The 18,508-nt window shown below is 66.6% G+C and carries 18 protein-coding genes; 8 read left to right on the forward strand and 10 right to left on the reverse strand.

Translation table 11 applies throughout. The features are described 5' to 3' along the window. Positions 1-30: 30 nt before the first annotated feature. The 3 genes from chvE to ACTPOI_RS12335 form a co-directional block, all read right to left on the reverse strand. Positions 31-1,101, reverse strand: a complete 1,071-nt coding sequence (gene chvE, locus ACTPOI_RS12325; protein ID WP_440109186.1) for a multiple monosaccharide ABC transporter substrate-binding protein — start codon at positions 1,099-1,101, stop codon at positions 31-33. Positions 1,102-1,234: 133 nt separating this feature from the next. Further along, positions 1,235-2,200 carry an ABC transporter substrate-binding protein gene (locus ACTPOI_RS12330; RefSeq protein ID WP_440109477.1) on the reverse strand — a complete coding sequence of 322 codons (966 nt, stop codon included), beginning with the start codon at positions 2,198-2,200 and terminating at the stop codon, positions 1,235-1,237. A gap of 56 nt (positions 2,201-2,256) precedes the next feature. Next, the gene (locus ACTPOI_RS12335; RefSeq protein ID WP_440109188.1) at positions 2,257-3,708 is read right to left on the reverse strand and encodes an aldehyde dehydrogenase family protein; all 1,452 of its coding nucleotides are present in this window, start codon (positions 3,706-3,708) and stop codon (positions 2,257-2,259) included. A 105-nt stretch (positions 3,709-3,813) separates the two neighbouring features. Here ACTPOI_RS12335 and ACTPOI_RS12340 point away from each other — a divergent pair, with 105 nt between their 5' ends. Next, positions 3,814-4,773 carry a LysR substrate-binding domain-containing protein gene (locus ACTPOI_RS12340; RefSeq protein WP_440109190.1) on the forward strand — a complete coding sequence of 320 codons (960 nt, stop codon included), beginning with the start codon at positions 3,814-3,816 and terminating at the stop codon, positions 4,771-4,773. A 21-nt stretch (positions 4,774-4,794) separates the two neighbouring features. Here the strand turns inward: ACTPOI_RS12340 and ACTPOI_RS12345 are convergent, their stop codons facing one another. Beyond that, positions 4,795-5,613 carry an SDR family NAD(P)-dependent oxidoreductase gene (locus tag ACTPOI_RS12345; protein ID WP_440109192.1) on the reverse strand — a complete coding sequence of 273 codons (819 nt, stop codon included), beginning with the start codon at positions 5,611-5,613 and terminating at the stop codon, positions 4,795-4,797. Between the two features lie 123 nt (positions 5,614-5,736). Here ACTPOI_RS12345 and ACTPOI_RS12350 point away from each other — a divergent pair, with 123 nt between their 5' ends. The 3 genes from ACTPOI_RS12350 to ACTPOI_RS12360 all read left to right on the forward strand — a co-directional run bounded on the left by ACTPOI_RS12350 (position 5,737) and on the right by ACTPOI_RS12360 (position 9,002). Further along, positions 5,737-6,681, forward strand: a complete 945-nt coding sequence (locus ACTPOI_RS12350; protein WP_440109194.1) for an SMP-30/gluconolactonase/LRE family protein — start codon at positions 5,737-5,739, stop codon at positions 6,679-6,681. A gap of 120 nt (positions 6,682-6,801) precedes the next feature. Next, positions 6,802-7,734 (forward strand): aldose 1-epimerase, encoded by a 933-nt coding sequence (locus ACTPOI_RS12355; protein WP_440109196.1) that lies wholly within the window; start codon positions 6,802-6,804, stop codon positions 7,732-7,734. Positions 7,735-7,790: 56 nt separating this feature from the next. Then, on the forward strand, positions 7,791-9,002 hold the full coding sequence (locus tag ACTPOI_RS12360) for an MFS transporter (RefSeq protein WP_440109198.1): 1,212 nt from the start codon (positions 7,791-7,793) through the stop codon (positions 9,000-9,002). Between the two features lie 26 nt (positions 9,003-9,028). Here ACTPOI_RS12360 and arsB read toward each other — a convergent pair whose 3' ends face one another. The 5 genes from arsB to ACTPOI_RS12385 form a co-directional block, all read right to left on the reverse strand. Then, positions 9,029-10,048, reverse strand: coding sequence for an ACR3 family arsenite efflux transporter (gene arsB, locus ACTPOI_RS12365; RefSeq protein ID WP_440109479.1), 1,020 nt, complete (start codon positions 10,046-10,048; stop codon positions 9,029-9,031). 241 nt (positions 10,049-10,289) lie between these two features. Further along, positions 10,290-10,796 carry an arsenate reductase ArsC gene (locus ACTPOI_RS12370; protein WP_440109200.1) on the reverse strand — a complete coding sequence of 169 codons (507 nt, stop codon included), beginning with the start codon at positions 10,794-10,796 and terminating at the stop codon, positions 10,290-10,292. Positions 10,797-10,812: 16 nt separating this feature from the next. Further along, positions 10,813-11,355, reverse strand: a complete 543-nt coding sequence (locus ACTPOI_RS12375) for an ArsI/CadI family heavy metal resistance metalloenzyme (protein WP_440109202.1) — start codon at positions 11,353-11,355, stop codon at positions 10,813-10,815. Positions 11,356-11,436: 81 nt separating this feature from the next. After that, positions 11,437-11,763, reverse strand: a complete 327-nt coding sequence (locus ACTPOI_RS12380; protein ID WP_440109204.1) for an ArsR/SmtB family transcription factor — start codon at positions 11,761-11,763, stop codon at positions 11,437-11,439. A gap of 265 nt (positions 11,764-12,028) precedes the next feature. Continuing rightward, on the reverse strand, positions 12,029-12,808 hold the full coding sequence (locus tag ACTPOI_RS12385) for a GNAT family N-acetyltransferase (protein WP_440109206.1): 780 nt from the start codon (positions 12,806-12,808) through the stop codon (positions 12,029-12,031). Between the two features lie 310 nt (positions 12,809-13,118). Between ACTPOI_RS12385 and ACTPOI_RS12390 the strand changes: the two genes are divergently transcribed. From ACTPOI_RS12390 to ACTPOI_RS12400, 3 genes are all read left to right on the forward strand, one after another. Further along, the gene (locus ACTPOI_RS12390) at positions 13,119-13,694 is read left to right on the forward strand and encodes a DUF1566 domain-containing protein (RefSeq protein ID WP_440109208.1); all 576 of its coding nucleotides are present in this window, start codon (positions 13,119-13,121) and stop codon (positions 13,692-13,694) included. Positions 13,695-13,948: 254 nt separating this feature from the next. Continuing rightward, complete coding sequence (locus ACTPOI_RS12395; RefSeq protein WP_440109210.1) at positions 13,949-15,088, forward strand: zinc-binding dehydrogenase; 1,140 nt, start codon at positions 13,949-13,951, stop codon at positions 15,086-15,088. Between the two features lie 236 nt (positions 15,089-15,324). After that, the gene (locus ACTPOI_RS12400) at positions 15,325-16,413 is read left to right on the forward strand and encodes a DUF6817 domain-containing protein (RefSeq protein ID WP_440109212.1); all 1,089 of its coding nucleotides are present in this window, start codon (positions 15,325-15,327) and stop codon (positions 16,411-16,413) included. 215 nt (positions 16,414-16,628) lie between these two features. Here the strand turns inward: ACTPOI_RS12400 and ACTPOI_RS12405 are convergent, their stop codons facing one another. Further along, positions 16,629-17,249 (reverse strand): FMN-dependent NADH-azoreductase, encoded by a 621-nt coding sequence (locus ACTPOI_RS12405; protein ID WP_440109214.1) that lies wholly within the window; start codon positions 17,247-17,249, stop codon positions 16,629-16,631. A gap of 129 nt (positions 17,250-17,378) precedes the next feature. Here ACTPOI_RS12405 and ACTPOI_RS12410 point away from each other — a divergent pair, with 129 nt between their 5' ends. Continuing rightward, on the forward strand, positions 17,379-18,323 hold the full coding sequence (locus ACTPOI_RS12410) for a LysR family transcriptional regulator (protein WP_440109481.1): 945 nt from the start codon (positions 17,379-17,381) through the stop codon (positions 18,321-18,323). Positions 18,324-18,508 lie beyond the last annotated feature (185 nt).

The following is an 18,508-nucleotide window of genomic DNA, read 5'->3' on the forward strand; positions in this document are numbered from 1 at the left end:
GGGCCGCAGGAGGTGCGGCCCCGGGCGCCATCACCTGATCTGCGATTCCTTGTAGTAGCCGCTGCCCACCAGCACCGCGTTCCAGTTCGATGCATCCACCGACACGGGCTTAAGCAGGTATGCGGGCACGACCTTCACGCCGTTGTTGTAGGTCTTGGTGTCGTTGATCTCGGGCTGGCGGCCCGACAGCGTGGCGTCCACCATGTTGGCTGCCACCTTGGCCAGCTCGCGGGTGTCCTTGAACACCGTGGAGTGCTGTTCGCCCTTGAGGATCGATTTGATCGACGGGACCTCTGCATCCTGGCCGCTCACCACCGGGCAGGGTTGCTGCGCGGTGCAGTAGCCCACGCCCTTGAGCGAGGAGAGGATGCCGATAGAGATGCCGTCGTAGGGTGCAAGAACGGCGTGCACCTTGTCCTTGCCGTAGTAGGCCGACAGCAGGTTGTCCATTCGGGCCTGGGCGACCGAGCCGTCCCACCGCAGGGTGCCCACCTTGTTCATGCCCGTCTGCTTGCTGCGAACGACCAGCTTGCCGGAATCGATGTAGGGCTGCAGGACGCTCATCGAGCCGTCGTAGAAGAAGAAGGCGTTGTTGTCGTCCGGGGAGCCGCCGAACAGCTCGATGTTGAACGGGCCCTTGCCCTGCTTGAGCCCCAGCTTGTCCACGATGGATGTGGCCTGCAGCACGCCCACCTGGAAGTTGTCGAACGTGGCGTAGTAGTCGACGTTCTTCGTACCCTTGATCAGGCGGTCATAGGCGATGACCTTCACGCCCTTGTCGGCTGCGTTCTGCAGCACGCGAGACAGCGTGGTGCCGTCGATGGAGGCAATCACCAGCACCTTGGCGCCCTTGGTGATCATGTTCTCGATCTGAGCCAGCTGGTTGGGAATGTCGTCGTCCGCGTACTGCAGGTCGGTCTTGTAGCCCCGATCCTTGAGCACTTTGACCATGTTGTCGCCGTCGGCGATCCAGCGCGCCGAGGACTTGGTGGGCATCGAGATGCCGATGGTGCCCTTGTCCTGGGCCGATGCCACGGATGTGGCGCCCATGGCAGCCAGTGCCACACTGGCCAGCAGGGCCTTGAAAACTGCGCGCTTCATGTGTTGTTGTCTCCTGATGTGATTTGTTGTTCTGGTGGGCGCGGGCACTCGAAATGGACGCCCGCGATTGCACAGGCCGATGGCGGTGCCGCCCTTCGAGGCCGCCCCGCGACGGAGGCAGCGCCTCAGGGGGTCAGTACTTGCGGTTCGGGAATTCCTTGGCGGCCACTTCCATCGGGAAGATGCCTTCTTCGGTCACGATGCGCTTTTGCACGGGCTTGCCGGCCTTGATGTCCTTGACTGCGCTCATCAGCTGCGGGCCCAGCAGCGGGCTGCATTCCACGCTCACATTGAGCTTGCCGGCGATCATGGCTTCGAAGGCGCCCTTGACGGCATCGATGGAGATGATCGTGATGTCCTTGGCGGGCTTGAGGCCGGCTTCTTCGATGGCCTGGATCGCGCCGATGGCCATGTCGTCGTTGTGTGCGTACAGCACGTTGATCTTCTTGCCCTCGGCCTTGAGGAAGGCTTCCATGACTTCCTTGCCCTTGGCTCGCGTGAAGTCGCCCGTCTGCGAGCGCACGATCTTGAATTTCGGATCGGCCTTGATGATTTCTTCAAAGCCCTTCTTGCGGTCGATGGCCGGGGCCGAGCCCACGGTGCCCTGCAGTTCCACGATGGTGACTTCGCCCTTCTGGTCCTTCATCTTCTCGACCAGCCAGCGGCCCGCCTTGCGACCTTCCTCGACGAAGTCCGAACCCATGAAGGTGACATACAGCGACGGGTCCTTGACGTTGACTGCACGGTCGGTCAGCACCACCGGGATCTTTGCGGCCTTGGCTTCGCGCAGCACAGGCTCCCAACCAGACTCGACCACCGGCGAGAACGCAATCACGTCCACCTTCTGCGCGATGAACGAGCGGATGGCCTTGATCTGGTTTTCCTGCTTTTGCTGGGCATCGGAGAACTTCAGTTCAATACCGGCTTCCTTGGCAGCCGACTTGATCGACTCGGTATTGGCGGTGCGCCATTCGCTCTCGGCCCCCACCTGGCTAAAGCCCACCACGATGGGTTTCTGGGCCCACGCGGCAGCAGGCAGCAGGGCTGCGAGGGGGGCGCTGGCCAATGCGACGGCCAGGGTGCGACGGTTCAGTTTCATCATCTTTGTCTCCTCTTGTGAATGTGTGTCGATGAAGGGGTTGCAGAAATCGGGTTTCAGGCCAGCATGTAGCCGGTCTTGACGGTGGTGTAGAACTCGGCGGCGTAGCGGCCCTGTTCACGCGCACCGTAGCTGGACTCCTTGCGCCCGCCGAAGGGCACATGAAAGTCCACCCCGGCGGTGGGCAGGTTCACCATCGTCATGCCCACGGCTGCGTGGCGCTTGAAATGCATGGCCCGCTTGAGCGATGTGGTGCAGATGCCGGCGCACAGTCCAAATGGCGTGTCGTTGGCCAACGCCAGTGCGTGCTCATAGTCGGCGGCCCGCAGCACGCAGGCCACGGGACCAAAGATTTCTTCGCGCGCGATGCGGTAGTCGGGCTGGGCCAGAAAGAGGGCAGGGCTCATGTAGTGCCCCGGCGTGGAGCGCTCGAGCTGCTCGCCGCCCCACACATGCTCGGCCCCCTCGCCGCGCGCGATCTCCACGTAGCCCAGGTTCTGCTCCAGCTGGTGGCCATCCACCACGGGGCCCATTTCGGTGGTGCGGTCCAGCGCATGGCCCACCCTGAGCTGGATGAGACGGTCGCGCAGCTTACCGACGAACGCGTCATGAATGCCGCTCTCCACAATGAGCCGGCTTGACGCGGTGCACCGCTGGCCAGTGGAGAAGTACGAACCCTGCAGCGCACATTCCACAGCCTGATCGAGGTCGGCATCGGCAAGGACGATAAGAGGGTTCTTGCCACCCATCTCCAGCTGCACCTTGGCGCGGCGCGCGGTGCCAGCACGCAGGATGCGGTCTCCGGTAGATACCGATCCGGTGAAGCTGATCGCATGGACCAGCGGGTGGTCGACCAGTGTCTGGCCCACTTCGCGGCCGCTTCCCATCACCAGGTTGAATACACCGGCCGGCAGGCCGCAGCGGCTGATGATTTCGGCCAGTGCCCAACCGCAGGCTGGCACCAGCTCAGCGGGCTTAAACACCACGGTGTTGCCGTATGCCAGTGCGGGTGCGATCTTCCAGGCCGGGATGGCGAACGGAAAGTTCCACGGCGCGATGATGCCGACCACGCCCACGGGCTCGCGGGTCACGTCCACCTGTACGCCCTGGCGCACCGATGCCATCAGTTCACCCTGGATGCGCAGCGCCTCGCCGGCAAAGAACTTGAAGATCTGGCCGCTGCGGGCCACCTCGGCCACGGCCTCGGGCAGGGTCTTGCCTTCCTCGCGGGCCAGCAGCGCGCCCAGCTCATCCTTGCGGGCCAGCAGTTCGCTGCCCACGCAGTCCAGCACGTCTGCGCGGCGCTGGGGAGTGCTCTGGCTCCAGTGGGGAAATGCATCGGCTGCGGCGCGCACCGCCTGTTCGGTCTGGCTGCGGTCGGCACGCGAATACTCTGCCACCACTTCCCGTGTGTCCGAAGGGTTGGTGCTGACGCCCGTGGTGGGGCCGGTTTCCCACCGTCCGTTGATGAGATTGCGCGGGTTTTGCTGGATGTCGCCGAGTTTCATGGGGGCCTTTGCGGGAACTGGGCGGGAGTCTAGGTTTGATTTAGATATCAATCCAATAGATTTTTTGACAAAATAGATATCAATCCACGCATTCTGGAAAACCCTATGAGCACTTATAACCACTGGTTCATTCGCGCACGGCTCAAGACGCGGCAGCTGCTGCTGCTGGTCGCGCTGGCCGAGGAAGGCAACATCCACCGTGCGGCGCAGATGCTGAGCATGACCCAGCCGGCGGCGTCCAAGCTGCTCAAGGATCTGGAGGATGTGCTGGAAGTCCAGCTCTTTGACCGTCTGCCGCGCGGCATGCGGCCGACCTGGTATGGCGAGACGATGATCCGCCACGCCCGCATGGCGCTGGCCAACCTGAACCAGGCGCACGACGAGATCGGGGCGCTCAAGAAGGGGCACTACGGCCAGGTCGGCATCGGCGCCATCACCTCACCCGGGCTGAGCCTGCTGCCCGCCGCGGTGGCGCTGGTCAAGCAGGAGCACCCGAGCCTGCGCATTTCGCTGGACATCGAAACCAGCCCCTTGCTGCTGGAGCGGCTGGAGCAGGGCAAGCTCGACATCGTGGTGGGCCGCGTGTTTGCCGAGCACGACAAGACCAACCTGCGGTACGAATCGCTGACCGAGGAGCTGGTGTGCGCCGTTACCCGGCCGGGACATCCGCTGCTGGGCACCAGCGGGCTCACGCTGCGCGACGTGCTTTCTTCCGGCTGGATCGTGCCGCCTGCCGGCAGTGTGCTGCGGCACCGTTTCGACGTGATGTTCCAGCAGGACGGCCTGGCTCCGCCGCTCAACACGGTGGAGAGTTCGGCGCTGCTGTTCATCACGCGGATGCTTCAGCAGAGCGACATGATTGCCGTGCTGGGAACCGATGTGGCGCACTACTACGCATCCCACGGGATCATGGCGGTGCTGCCCCTGCCGCTGCCCTGCCACATGGATGCGTTCGGCATCATCACGCGTACTGACCGCCTGCTTTCGCCCGCCGCAAAGGTGATGATGAAGGCCCTCAAGCAGACCAGCCTGGTGCAGTACGGCCGGCGCCTGGACGCCGACTGAACCCCCGGGGTGTGGGTCGGTTTACACCCAGCCCGCGTCCACCTTGAACTCCTGCGCGGTGCACATGGCCGCGTCGTCCGACGCGAGGAACAGCACCATGTGGGCGATGTCGTCAGGGCGCATCTTGTCCGGCAGGCACTGGTTGCGCGCAAGGTCTTTCTCGCCTTCCGCGTCCAGCCACAGCTTGACCTGCCGCTCGGTCATCACCCAGCCGGGTGATACGGTATTGATGCGGATGCGGTCCTGGCCCAGCGTGCGCGCAAGGCCGCGCGTGAGGCCGTTGACAGAAGACTTGGCGATGGCATAGCAAGGATAGCCCGAGCCTTTGCCCTGCCAGCCGGTGGAGCCCAGGTTGATGACCGAGCCCGCTCCCAGCCGCCGCATGCCGGGCACCACCGACTGGATGGCGAAGAAGGCGGGGCGCTCGTTGATGGCAATGCGCTCGTCGTAGTACTCGGGGGTCACCGATTCCAGCGTGTGCCGGTCGTCGCTGGCCACGTTGTTCACCAGCACCGAGAAGTCGCCAAGTTCCTGTGCTGCCTGCGCGATGCAGCCTTGCAGCGCTGCAATGTCTCGCACATCGCACGGCTGCCACCATGGTCTGGGCAGCCCGGCATCCTGCAGTTGCCGGGCCAGCGCCTCGCTGGCCTCGCGGGCCACGTCCACGAAACCCACCCGGGCACCCTGCCGCGCAAAGGCCGTGACGATGGCGGCACCGATTCCGCTGCCGCCCCCGGTGACGAAGACAGCCCTGCCACGCAGGCTGGGGTACCGCGTGATCGCCTCCCCGGCAGAGGCTTCCGGGCGAGAAGTGTGGGTGGGTGCGGGTAAAGTTGACATATTCAAATAGATATCAATAGATCATTAAAAAATAACTTACAGGTATCACTGTGCGTTGATAAGATGCCGCCCGTCAAGAGGCCTGGCAAAGACATGTGCCAAAACAACAAAACGGAGACCGGCATGACGCAAAGCGCGCAAGCACCCCTTCACCCGCCGGCCAGCGCCGCAGGCCCTGCCGTGGGGGACGCACGCTGCGTGCTGCCGGTGCAGGCGGCGCTGGGGGAAGGGCTGCTGTGGTCGGTGCGCGAACAGGTGCTGTACTGGGTCGACATCCTCGGCTGCAGCCTGCACCGTTGGGATCCTGCACAGGGAACCCGCCGGCAGTGGACTTTTGCAGAGGAAATCTCGGCCATTGCCGAGCGCGCCCAAGGACGTGGTCTGGTGGTGGCCATGCGCACAGGCTTTGCGCTGTTCGACCCGGCCACCGGCAGCGCGCCCCGGTATCTGCAAAGGCCCGAGCCTGACCGGCCCGGCAACCGCTTCAATGACGGCAAGTGCGATGCGCAGGGGCGCTTCTGGGCGGGAACCATGGACTTTTACTGCCTGGCGCCCACCGGCGCGCTGTACCGGCTGGACGCGGACGGCAGTTGCAGCCGCCACGAAGACGGGGTGGTCGTGACCAACGGCCCCACATGGGCCGCCACAGAAAGCGGGCCTGCGATGTACTTCAACGACACGGTGCAGGCAAGCGTGTACCGCTACGCGTTTGATGCAGCCACGGGCACGCTTTCGGACAAGCGGCTCTGGAAGCGATTTGATGCGGCTGACGGGCTTCCGGACGGCATGACCACCGATGCGCAAGGACGTCTATGGATCGCCCACTGGGGCGGGGGCTGCGTGACCTGCCACGACGCAGACAGCGCGGTGGAGCTTGCGCGGGTGCGGCTTCCCGTGTCGCAGGTCACCAATTGCGCGTTTGGCGGGCCCGACCTGCGCACGCTGTACATCAGCTCGGCCCGTGTGGGCCTGAGCGCCGCTCAGCTGGCGGTCGAGCCAATGGCAGGCGCAGTGTTCTGCGTGCAGACCGATGCCCCTGGGCTGCCTGCACATCCGTTCGCAGGCTGAACCGCTTTCCGCCAGCCAAGGGTGCGTCTGCTGGTGTTTCCATGGAGTTGCCTGTCGCGTCCGCGGTAACGGACGGCGCCCGCAGCATCCTGTTTTTGCGCTCATTCCACAAGGCTTTTGATGACCTCCGAGAACCATCCGATCGTTTGGCTGCACCGCTGCGGGCAGCACCTGGGCCTTGTGCCGTCGCTGGGTGGCAGCGTGGCTGCGTGGCAATTCGACCATCCGCGCCAGCGCGGGGAACCCGTTGACCTGTGGCGCCCGTGGGACGGGCACAGCCTGGACCTGTACCGCATGGCCTCGTTCGCCATGGTGCCCTGGTCCAACCGGATCAGCGGCGGTGGTTTTGAACACGAGGGCGTGTTCCACGCCATGGCACCCAACCGCGCAGGCGAGCCATACCCCATCCACGGCGACGGCTGGCTGCAGCCCTGGGCGCTGGAGCAGACGGCCGAAGACACGGTGCGGATGTACCTGCGCTCGCATTGCTTCAACGGCAGCCCCTACCACTACGAATGCACGCAAACCTTTCGCCTTGTGGACGGTGGCCTTGACCAGGAAGTCCAAATACGCCATTTGGGGGAGTCACCCATGCCCTACGGCCTTGGGCTGCACCCGTGGTTTCCCCGCACGCCAGCCACACGCGTCACCGCGCCGGTTGACACCGTCTGGCTGTGCGGCGCGGACCCGATTCCGACCGTGCAGACGCGCTCCTTCCCCGAAGGCTGGGACCTGAACGCGGGCATTTCCGCACACGGCAGCCTGATTGACAACGCCTATACCGGTTGGGCAGGGCACGCCTGCATCGACTGGCCCGAGATGGGACTGCAACTGACGGCCCGCATGCCGGACTTTGATCACGACGGTGGTGCGGCCGCGCACTATTGCCTGGTCTACCGGCCGCCCCAGGGCCCCGCGTTCTGCTTTGAGCCGATCACGCAGCCCATTGACGCCTTTCACCAACCCGGCCAGCCTGGGCTGCGCAGCCTGGCGTACGGTGAAGAAGCCGCGCTGCGTGTGCAGTGGCGGGTGCAGCCGCTGGCTTCTGGCTGATAAGGCAGTCGCGGGCGCGTCGCACGCTGCGGCCCGTGCGCCAGCACAATCGCCGCATGCAATCCACCACCACCATGCTGCGGCTGATCAGCCTGGCTGCCTTTTCCAGCATGGCCTCGATGCGCGTGTGCGACCCCATGCTGGTGGCGCTGGCGGCGGAGTTCCGCATCACCACCGGAGATGCCGCCGCCGTGGTGGCTGCGTTTGCCGTGGCCTACGGCGTGCTGCAACTGGTGTACGGGCCGCTGGGGGACCGGCTGGGCAAGCTGCAGGTCATCATTGGTGCGACGGCTGCGTGCGCGGTGTTCAGCGCCGTCACAGCCATGGCCCCTGGCTTCACGGTGCTGGTGGTGGCGCGTGCGGCCATGGGGGCTGCGGCGGCCGGCATCATTCCGCTGTCAATGGCGTGGATTGGCGACCAGGTGCCGTATGCGCAGCGGCAGGAGACGCTGGCACGGCTGATGGGCGCCACTGTGACCGGGATGATGGCCGGGCAGTGGTTTGGCGGATTTGCCACCGAAACGCTGGGCTGGCGCGCCGCCTTTGCGGTGCTGTCGGTGCTGTTTGCGGTGGCCGCCGTGCTGCTGTGGCGCCATGTGCGCGCTGCCAGTGCCACGCCCGAGGCCGTCGCCCAGGCAGCGCTGGAGAGCGCTGCGGGCCGGGCTCCGTTTTCGCTGGCCGGCTATGTGGCAAGTACCTTGGCGCTTTTGCGGGTGCCACGCGTTCGCTGGGTGCTGACGGTGGTGGCCATTGAAGGTGCCCTGGCGTTCGGCACGCTGGCCTTTGTGCCCGCACGCATGGTCGACGGGTTTGGCCTGTCGGCATCGGCCGCTGGCGGTGCCATGGTGCTGTACGGCGTGGGCGGCTTGCTGTACAGCGTGTTTGCCCGCCGCTGGCTGGCCTGGCTGGGCGAGCGCGGGCTGGCGCTGGCGGGCGGCACGATGATCGCCGCGGGCCTGTTGCTGCTGGCGTGGGCGCCCGTGGTGGCTTGGGCGGTGGTGGGCTGCTTTCTGTCGGGGCTGGGCTTTTACATGCTGCACAACACGCTGCAGGTGCAGGCTACGCAGATGGCGCCCGAGGCGCGTGGCACGGCGGTCACGCTGTTTGCGTGCCTGCTGTTCCTGGGGCAGTCCACCGGCGTGCTGATCGTGGCTTTCAGTGTGGACCGGGGCTGGTTGCCGCCGGTGTTCACGGCAGCGGCAGTGGGTGTGCTGGTGCTCGGCGCCGCCGTATCGCGCAAGGTGCAGGGCAAGGGGCCTGCGGGCTGAGGCTGGCGCGCTCGCCCAACATCCGGTCAGCGCGCCTCGTACCAGCCCTTGCTACGGTTGACCACGGCCACCACCGCCAGCATCACCGGCACCTCGATCAGCACGCCCACCACCGTGGCCAGCGCCGCGCCGGAGTGAAAGCCAAACAGGCTGATGGCCGTGGCCACGGCCAGCTCGAAGAAGTTGGACGCGCCGATCAGTGCCGATGGGCAGGCAATGCTGTGCTTTTCGCCCACGGCGCGGTTCAGGCCGTAGGCCAGGGCCGAGTTGAACAGCACCTGGATGAGGATGGGCACGGCCAGCAGGGCAATCACCAGCGGCTGCTGCAGGATGGCCTCGCCCTGGAAGGCGAACAGCAGCACCAGCGTGGCCAGCAGCGCGGCAATGGACCACGGGCCGGTGCGCGCCACGGTGGCGTCAAAGGCGGCCTGCCCCCGGCGCAGCAGCCGCTTGCGCAGCCACTGAGCGATGACCACAGGCACCAGGATGTACAGCACCACGGAGGTGAGCAGCGTGTCCCACGGCACGGTGATGGCCGACAGGCCCAGCAAAAAGGCCACCAGTGGCGCAAACGCCACGATCATGATGCTGTCGTTCAGGGCCACCTGCGACAGCGTGAACAGCGGGTCGCCCCCGGTGAGGCGGCTCCACACAAACACCATGGCCGTACAGGGCGCCGCGGCCAGCAAGATGAGCCCGGCGATGTAGCTGTCGATCTGGTCGGCAGGCAGGTACGGGGCAAACCAGTGGCGGATGAAAAGCCAGCCCAGCAGCGCCATCGAAAACGGCTTGACCAGCCAGTTGACGAACAGCGTCACGCCAATACCGCGCACATGCTGGCGCACCTCGGCCAGCGCGCCGAAGTCCACCTTGAGCAGCATCGGGATGATCATCACCCAGATGAGCAGGCCCACGGGCAGGTTGACACGCGCCACTTCCAGCGCGCCCACCGTGCGGGCCACGCCAGGCAGCCACTGGCCCAGCGCAATGCCGGCCACGATGCACAGCAGCACCCACACGGTGAGATAGCGCTCGAAGACCGCCATGCCGGCGGCGGGGGAGGAGGGCAACGCGCTGGCAGCAGCGCGTTGCAAAGGGCTTGGTGGCAGGGTCATTTCAGTGATCCCTTCAGTGATCCATTGTGCTGCGCGTCACCCGCGATGCATGAAACTGGCGCGGCCCAAGCCCGTACACCCGTGGAACTGGCTTTGCCAGGCCACCCGGTGCGTCCCCCTCCCGCGCAGCGAGAGAGGGGTGAAGGCGCGCAGCGACTCAGGGGGTGTTTCATCATTGCGCAGGCAGGTTGCGGGCGGTGGCTTGCAGTACGGTGGCGGCCAGCTTGTCGGCAGGCAGGTTCACCAGCAGTTCCAGCCGTTGCTTGATGGCGTGCAGGGTGTTGCGGAAGGCTTCGGCCTTGTCGGCCTCCGATCCGTCGCCCCCCGACGGGTCGGCATAGCCCCAGTGCGCCGTGGCCGGGTGGCCGGGCCAGAAGGGGCAGACCTCGCCCGCGGCGTTGTCGCACACGGTGATGATCAGGTCCATGTGCGGCGCGCCGGGGGCGGCAAATTCGTCCCAGCTTTTGCTGCGCAGCCCCTCGGTGGGGATGCCGGCCTGCGCCAGCGCCTGCAGGCCCAGCGGGTGCGGCTGCTGGTTGTCACGCGGGCTGCTGCCGGCCGAGTAGGCTTTGAAGCGGCCCTGGCCCATGGCGTTGAGAAGCGCTTCAGCCAGGATGCTGCGGGCCGAGTTGTGCGTGCACAGGAACAGCACGTTCAGTGGCTTGCGGGTGTCGGTCACTTGTCTGGCTCCGGGTTCAGCAGCAGCGGCTGGCGCTGGCGGTTGCGGTGGATGCGGTGGGGCCGCAGCATCCGGTCTTGGCGGGGGCCACTGCCTGCGAAGCGGGTTTAGCCGTGGGGCAGCACACAGCGGCGGTATCGGCCTTCGGTGCGCTCACAGCCGTTGCCTGGGGCTGTGCAGCCGCCTCGTTGAACACGGGGATGTTGCCCAGCGTATGAAAGTGCTCCCACGCCAAGCCCTGCGGGTCGGTCACCCAGTGCTTTTCGCTGCGCGCATAGCAGCAGGTGGTGGCGCCTTCGTCCAGCAGGGCCATGTCGGCGGACTGCGCACGGGCCTTGAGGTCGGCCAGCTCGCTGGCATCGTCCACCTGAAAGCCCAGGTGGTCCACGCCTGGCGCGCTGCCGCGGGTGGAGATGGCGAAGTTCACGCGTGGGTCATCGAGCATCCACTTGGCGTAGTCGGCCTCCACGCGCGCGGGCTGGGCGCCAAACAGCTTCGAATAGAAAGCGACGCTCTGGCCGAGGTCGGCAACATGCAGGTGAACGTGGAATCGTTTCATGGCGGGATCCTTTCAGTGGTCAGGCAGGCGGACGGGAAAACAGCAGGTCATGCAGCAACGGGAGGAAAGAGGACAGGCGGCTCAGCACTCGCACGCCGGGGCTGCGTCGTCAGTAGCACAGGGCGCGCCCTGGCAGCAGTTTTCGGTCAGGTAGGCCATGAGCGATGCCATGGCGGTAAACGATGCGCGGTAGATCAGGTTGCGGCCCTGGCGCTCCTGGCTGACCAGCCCGGCGTGCGTCAGCTCCTTGAGGTGAAACGACAACGTGTTGGGCGCAATGCCCAGCTGCTCGCACAGCGCCCCCGGTGTCAGCCCGGCCTGGCCTGCCACCACCAGGGCGCGGAACACGCGCAGGCGCACTTCCTGGGCCAGGGCAGCGAGGGATCGGACAACTTCGTTTTCTTGCATGGTTCGATAATACAACAAACGTAGAAATATTGTATGAACCCGGGAATACGTGGCCTTTGCGGGCGCATGGTGCAGTCCATGGGCCGCGGAACCTTCTCGCCTGCGTTATGAAGCCATCAAAGTAATTGCTATCAAATAAATAGCTATTGAGGCAATTAATACAAGCGCCAGCGGCCAATTTGGCTGGGTCTATTCCCTGGATGGGCCTGCACAGGCTGCAGGGGCCGGGCCCGCCCGCAACGCCTGGGCCGCGCCAGTGCGCAGGTCAGCCCGGCACCCGGTAGTGGTAGCCGTAGGCCGTGGTGAAGCCCATGGATTCATACAGCCGCAGCGCAGCCACGTTTTGCGCGCGCACCTGCAGGTAGGCGCTGGTGGCGCCGCCCTCGGCCGCCCAGTGCAGCAGGGCCTGCACCAGCGCGCGGCCGCGCCCGGCGCCGCGGTGCCCGGGGGCCACGGCCAGGTCGTAGAGGCCCACGGCACCGCGCTCCAGCACGGCCAGGCCAAAGCCCACGGCATGGCCCTGCGCATCGCGCTGCAGCGCATAACCCACCGGGTGGGCAATCGCGTCAAGAATGCTGCGGTGCAGGTTGCGGTGGTGCGCGGCCACGCCGTTGGCCGCGGCAAAGCCGTCCAGCCATGCCGGCGAGGGCGAGGTGCTGACGATGGTGTGGCCATCAATCTTTGCCGCAAGGCCCGACGCGAGGGGCCGGTGCAGGACCAGCGACGGGTCGAAATGCTTGTAGCCCGCGTCGGCCAGTGCCTGGTCCGCAGCAGCCGGGGCCAGCGGCGAGATGCGGAACACCGCAGGCAACCCATGCCGCGCATACAGCGCTGCCGCTGCCTCGCGCACGCCATCGAACGGGGCGCTTGGCACCAGTGCATTCACCGAATTCGCGCGCTTGGTGTAGCCGCCCGTCAGGCGAAATACCCAGCCCTGGTGGAACACCGTCTGGTGTGAGGGCCAGGCGTTGAAGGCGCGTTCTTCCAGCGCGCTGACGAGGGCGAGGGGCGTGGCGGTGGCCGGGGATGGGGTGCGGTCGGGCATCGGCGGGTTATACCAATCCACCGCACACCGCTGCTGCCCCCGCCAGCTTTGCGCAGCGGCTCAGGGTGTCGCTACCGTGCTGGCACGCGACGGTGCTGGCGTCCCGCCGATGCGTGCAGCGGATATGGGGATGGGGAGGCCGCGCCCAGGGGGGGCGCCCGGCGTAGCTGTCGGGGTGCCTGTCGTGCGGAGTGTGATCCGTACGGGTTTGTTGACCCGGTAGGTGGCGCCCGGGCTGCGACCGGGTTAGGGTACTGCCTTGAGCCGTGGCTCGCGCCACTGCAACATCCGCCATCGCCCCTGCCTCGCAATGAAAAAACTGTTGCTCCTCCTCGCCCCGCTGCTGGTTCTGCTGACCCCGCCCGCCCGCGCCCTTGACTCGCAGGCCCCGGGCGACTGGACCGTGTCGGCCGATGGCGCCCTGGTGCTTGACCAGCGTGCCGGCCTGGCCTGGTCGCGCTGTGTGGAGGGCATGCAGTGGAACGGCAAGACCTGCACCGGCGAGCCCCGGCTGCTCGACCGCGCCGAGGCCACGGCACTGGCCAGCGAGCGCTGGAAGGCCGAGGGCGTGGACTGGCGCCTGCCGCGCGCGGCCGAGCTGCAGCGGCTGGTGGACAAGTCGCTGTCGCCGCCGGGCCTCAACCCCATCCTGTTTCCGCGCGCACTAGGGCAGTGGCACTGGTCGTCTACCGTCAATACCACCGGGCCACGCATCAACCAGTACACCTACGGCAACATCGTGCAGGGCCGCTCTGGCGACGGTGCGCAGCAGGCCGCGTTGCTCAATGGCTGGGCGGTGAATCTGTCCAGCGGCGAGGCGAGGGGCGATGCCGCCCGCACCAGCAAGCTGCCGGTGCGGCTGGTGCGGGCCCAGTCGGTGAAGTAGCGCCGTCACCACGCCAGCACGCCACGCCACGACCCGGTTGCGTCGCTGCCCACGCTGTCATCCGGCAACCGACAGCGGGGATCGGCAACCGCCAACCGCCTGACCGATAACCTGCGGGACAGCGCTCGTGCCCAGCCTCGTCAAAAATGCCGAAACCGGGGTGGGCGCAGCGTTGGCCGCGGCGCCCACCCCTTACGCACCGGGCCGCCCATGGCAGGCCGCCCGGCCGGCCAATTTTTTCACCGCGAGTCCCCATGAACCCAACCCTTCCCACCACCGCGCTGGAACTCCGTTCCCTGGTACAGGCCGACGGCACCCTGCAGATCAGCCTCGAATCTGTGCCCGTGCCCACGCCGGGCCCTGATGACGTGCTGATCCAGATGCAGGCCGCGCCCATCAACCCGTCAGACATCGGCCTGCTGCTGGGCCCGGCCGATCTGTCGACCGTGCAGGTGGCGGGCAGTGCAGGGCGGCCGGTGGCCACAGCGCGCATTCCCGAGCGCGCCATGCCCGGCATGGCCGCGCGCGTGGGCCAGAGCATGGCCGTGGGCAACGAGGGTTCGGGGCTGGTGGTGGCCGCAGGCGCTTCGCCCGCCGCGCAGGCCCTGCTGGGCCGCACGGTGGCCGTGATCGGCGGCGCCATGTATGCGCAGTACCGCGCCATGCCCGCTGCGCAGTGCCTGGTGCTGCCACCCGGCACCACCGCGGCCGAGGGCGCGTCGTGCTTCGTCAACCCGCTGACCGCGCTGGGCATGGTCGAAACCATGAAGCGTGAAGGCCATACCGCCCTGGTGCACACCGCTGCCGCCAGCAACCTGGGCCAGATGCTCAACAAGCTGTGTCGCAAGGACGGCATCGCGCTGGTCAACATCGTGCGTAAGCCCGAGCAGGCCGCGCTGCTGCGCAGCATCGGCGCGCAATACGTGTGCGACAGCAGCTCGCCCACTTTCATGGCCGAGCTGACCGACGCCCTGGCCGCCACTGGCGCCACCATTGCGTTTGACGCCACGGGCGGCGGCACGCTGGCCGGGCAGATCCTGCAGTGCATGGAGGCCGCCATCAACCGCACGGCCAAGGAATACAGCCGCTACGGTTCGGCCGTGCACAAGCAGGTCTATCTGTACGGCCACCTGGACACGCGCCCCACCGAAATCCAGCGCACCTTTGGCATGGCGTGGGGTGTGGGCGGCTGGCTGCTGTTCCCGTTCCTGAACAAGATCGGCCCTGCGGCTACGCAGGAGCTGCGCGAGCGCGTGGCAGCCGAGCTCAAGACCACGTTTGCCAGCCGCTATGCCCGCACGGTGTCGCTGGCGGGGGCGCTGAGTGCAGAAGCGATTGCGTTCTATGGCCCCCGCAATACCGGGGCGAAGGTGCTGATCGACCCGTCGCTGTAACCGGCTGTCGAGGGCGCCCGCATCAGGGGGCGCCCGTGCAAACCTGCGGCTGTCGTCGCCCGGGTGACGGAGCTCGTACTATCGATTTGATAGCTATCAGGGCAATCAATACAAGCGCTACAAGGCGATTTTGCTCAAAACAGGCCCGTAGATGCCCTCTGGGCGCCTGCCCAGGCTGCGCCGATACTGTGTGTACATTGCATTCCCTGCTTCCACCCCGCCGGAGACAAGCCGCCATGACACTGCCGTTTCACCCCCTGGATGCCGACCTGTTTGCCCGCGCCCAGCCGCTGCTCGATGACGAGTGGCTCGCCCGCGACCCGGAGCTGGCCCCGGTGCTGCCCACCGTGCTGGCGCGCAACGTGGGGCAGGACTGGCACAAGGCCGGCACCTTTCGCCACCACCTGGTGGGCGTAACGCGCACCCTGACCGTATGGCAGCAGCCGCGCGACGTGCGCCTGCTGGGGCTGCTGCACAGCGTGTACGGCAACGCGTTTGTGGACCTGGTGAAGTTCGACCCCGCCAAGGAGCGCGCCCGGGTGCGCGAGATGGCGGGCGAGTCGGCCGAGCATCTGTTGTACGTGTTCTGCACCCAGTCTCGCACGCAGTTCGTGCAGAAAGTGCTGGCCCACGCGCTGGAGGCCGACGGCAGCCTGGTGCTGCAAAAAGACGGGCAGGACCACGTGCTCACGCCGTACGAGGTGGCGGCCTTCATCATCGTGAGCATGGCCGACACCATCGAGCAGTGGTTCAGCTGGCAGGACGACATTTTTTCGCGCTTTCCGGAGGTGCAGCACCGCAGCCAGAAGGCGCACTGGGCCGCATCCCTGTGGCCCGGGCCCATGCGGCCGTCGGGGCGCATGGTGCACCAGATCAATGGCCTGGCCAAGGCGCTGCAGCACCCGGGGCTGAAGGGCGTGCTGCCCATGCCGCCCGTGTTTGCGCACTGCTCGCAGCCCCTGTCGGCCGCCAACGAGGCGGCGGCGGCATCGCTGTACTGGTCGGTCATCCAGCAAGACCAGCCGCTGGTGGACCTGGACGTGGCCACGGGCGTGCTGGAGTCCGCCGTGCGCCACAACCCCTGGGTGGGCGAGCCGCAGATGGTGCTGGCCCAGCTGTACCTGTCTGCCGGGCGCAAGGACGACGCCAAAGCCGCTGCCGAAAGCGCGCTTCACCTGTTTTGCGCCTGGGGCAACGCGTGGGACAAGCGCGTGCAGTGGGATGCCTGGGTGGCCTGGACGCGCATCCTGCTGCAGGGCGCCACGGTAGAGGGCACCTGGCCCGAGCGGCTGGACAAGCTCAACAACGTGGCCCTGCGCGGCTGAGTTCGGGCGGGCGCCAGCAGCAGCGCAGGCAGAGCTTGGCGCAGGCGTGGCTGCGAGGCAGTGCGAGCGGTGTTTGCTATAAAATAAATAGCAATCAGGGCAGTTAATGATTGGGCTAGAAGCTGTTTTGGCTTCAAAAAACCAAAAACCCGGCATGAGCCGGGTTTCTGCGCAGTTGCTCGCCCGCGCGGGCGGGCAACGGAGCGGTGCGTGCGTCAGGCCGCCTGCACAGCGGTATGCGCGCTGATGTCGTTGGCTGCTGCCGCCAGCGCAGTCGCCTTCGCATCGGGGCCCATGGCCACGCCTTCGGCGCGCACAAAGCGCACGTCGGTGATGCCGAAGAAGCCGAACACCACTTTCAGGTAGCTCTCCTGGTGCTCCATGGCCTGGCCGCCTCCGCTGGTCGAATACACGCCGCCGCGGGTCGACGCCACGATCACCGTCTTGCCACCCGCCAGGCCCACCGGGCCCTTGTCGGTGTACTGGAAGGTGCGGCCAGCCTGGGCCAGGCGGTCGATCCACGCCTTGAGCTGGCTGGGCACCGAGAAGTTGTACAGCGGCGCGCCAATCACGATCACATCGGCCGCCAGAAACTGGCTCACCAGTGCTTCAGACAGTGCGTTTTCGGCGCGCTCGGCTTCGGTCGCTGCGGCCTGGCCGGTGCGAAAACCCATCGACTGGGCTGACAGGTGCGACGGAGCCTTTTCGGCCAGGTCCAGGTACTGCACTGCCGTGCCGGGGTGGGCTGCCACCCAGGCCGCCACGGTGTTGGCGGTGAGCTGGCGGGATACGGATTGCGTGCCGGTGATGGCCGAGTCGACGTGAAGCAGTTGCATGAAAACCTCCTGGATTTGTGTGAAGCCGCAGGGGATTGCGACCATGGGTGGGATTCTGAACAGTCAGGCTGGCGTTGATAAGCTGGGGAACTTGCGATAGATTGTTCTATCTGTAGAACGATGACGGCCATGCAAGACCTGAACGACATGCTTTACTTTGCCGAGGTGGTCGAGCGCGGTGGCTTTGCCGCTGCCGGGCGCGCCCTGGGCATTCCCAAGTCGCGGCTGTCGCGGCGGGTGTCCGAGCTGGAGGCCCAGCTGGGCGTGCGGCTGCTGCAGCGCACCACGCGCCGGCTGTCCCTTACCGAAGTGGGCGAGGCGTATCTGCGGCACTGCCAGGCCATGCGCGAATCGGCGCAGGCCGCCGCCGATGTGGCGGCCCAGGTGCAGACGTCGCCACGCGGCACCATCCGCGTGAGCTGCCCGGTCACGCTGGCCCAGACGGTGCTGGCCGAGCTGATGCCGCAGTTTCTGGCGACCTTCCCCGAGGTGCGCGTGGAGATGCTGGTGAGCAACCGCGCCGTCAATCTGGTGGAAGAGGGCATCGACGTGGCCCTGCGGGTGCGCCCCTCGGTGGACGACAGCGGCAGCATGGTGGTCAAGCGGCTGGACCATGCCACCCAGATCCTGGTGGCCAGCCCCGAGCAGCTGATCCGCCAGGGCACCCCCGAGACGCTGGAAGACCTGGCGCGGCTCGACAGCATCGCCATGTCGGCGCCGGACGGGCGCTCGACCTGGAACCTGATCGGCCCCGGCGGGGTGCACCAGGTGGTGCAGCACACGCCACGCTACGTGGCCGATGACCTGCTCACCCTCAAGATCGCCGCTGTAGCGGGCACCGGCATCTGCTGGATGCCCGACTACATGTGCCAGGACGAGATCCGCGAGGGTCGGCTGGTGCGCGTGCTGCCCGCGTGGGCGCCGGCGCCCGCCATCGTGCATGCCGTGTTCCCGTCACGCCGCGGCTTGTCGCCCGCAGTACGGCGGTTTCTGGACTACCTGGGCGAGGCCATGCCAGGCCGCAGCAGCCAGGCTACGCGGCAGGCGCTGCAGATGGACGGGGCAGGCATCTGAGCCATCCCGGGCCCGCTTCTGGCGGCGGCCCGGCCCGTGCCAGCCCGGAGCCCGGGTTCGCACGGATCACCGCTTGCAGTCCCAAGGGCCGCCCACCTGCCGCCCGCTGGATCAAAGACCGTAGCACCTCCGCCGAATACCCCGTCGCACGCTCTTTTTGGGGTGACAATGCAACCAATTGCAAC

Source organism: Acidovorax sp. BL-A-41-H1 (assembly GCF_051942715.1).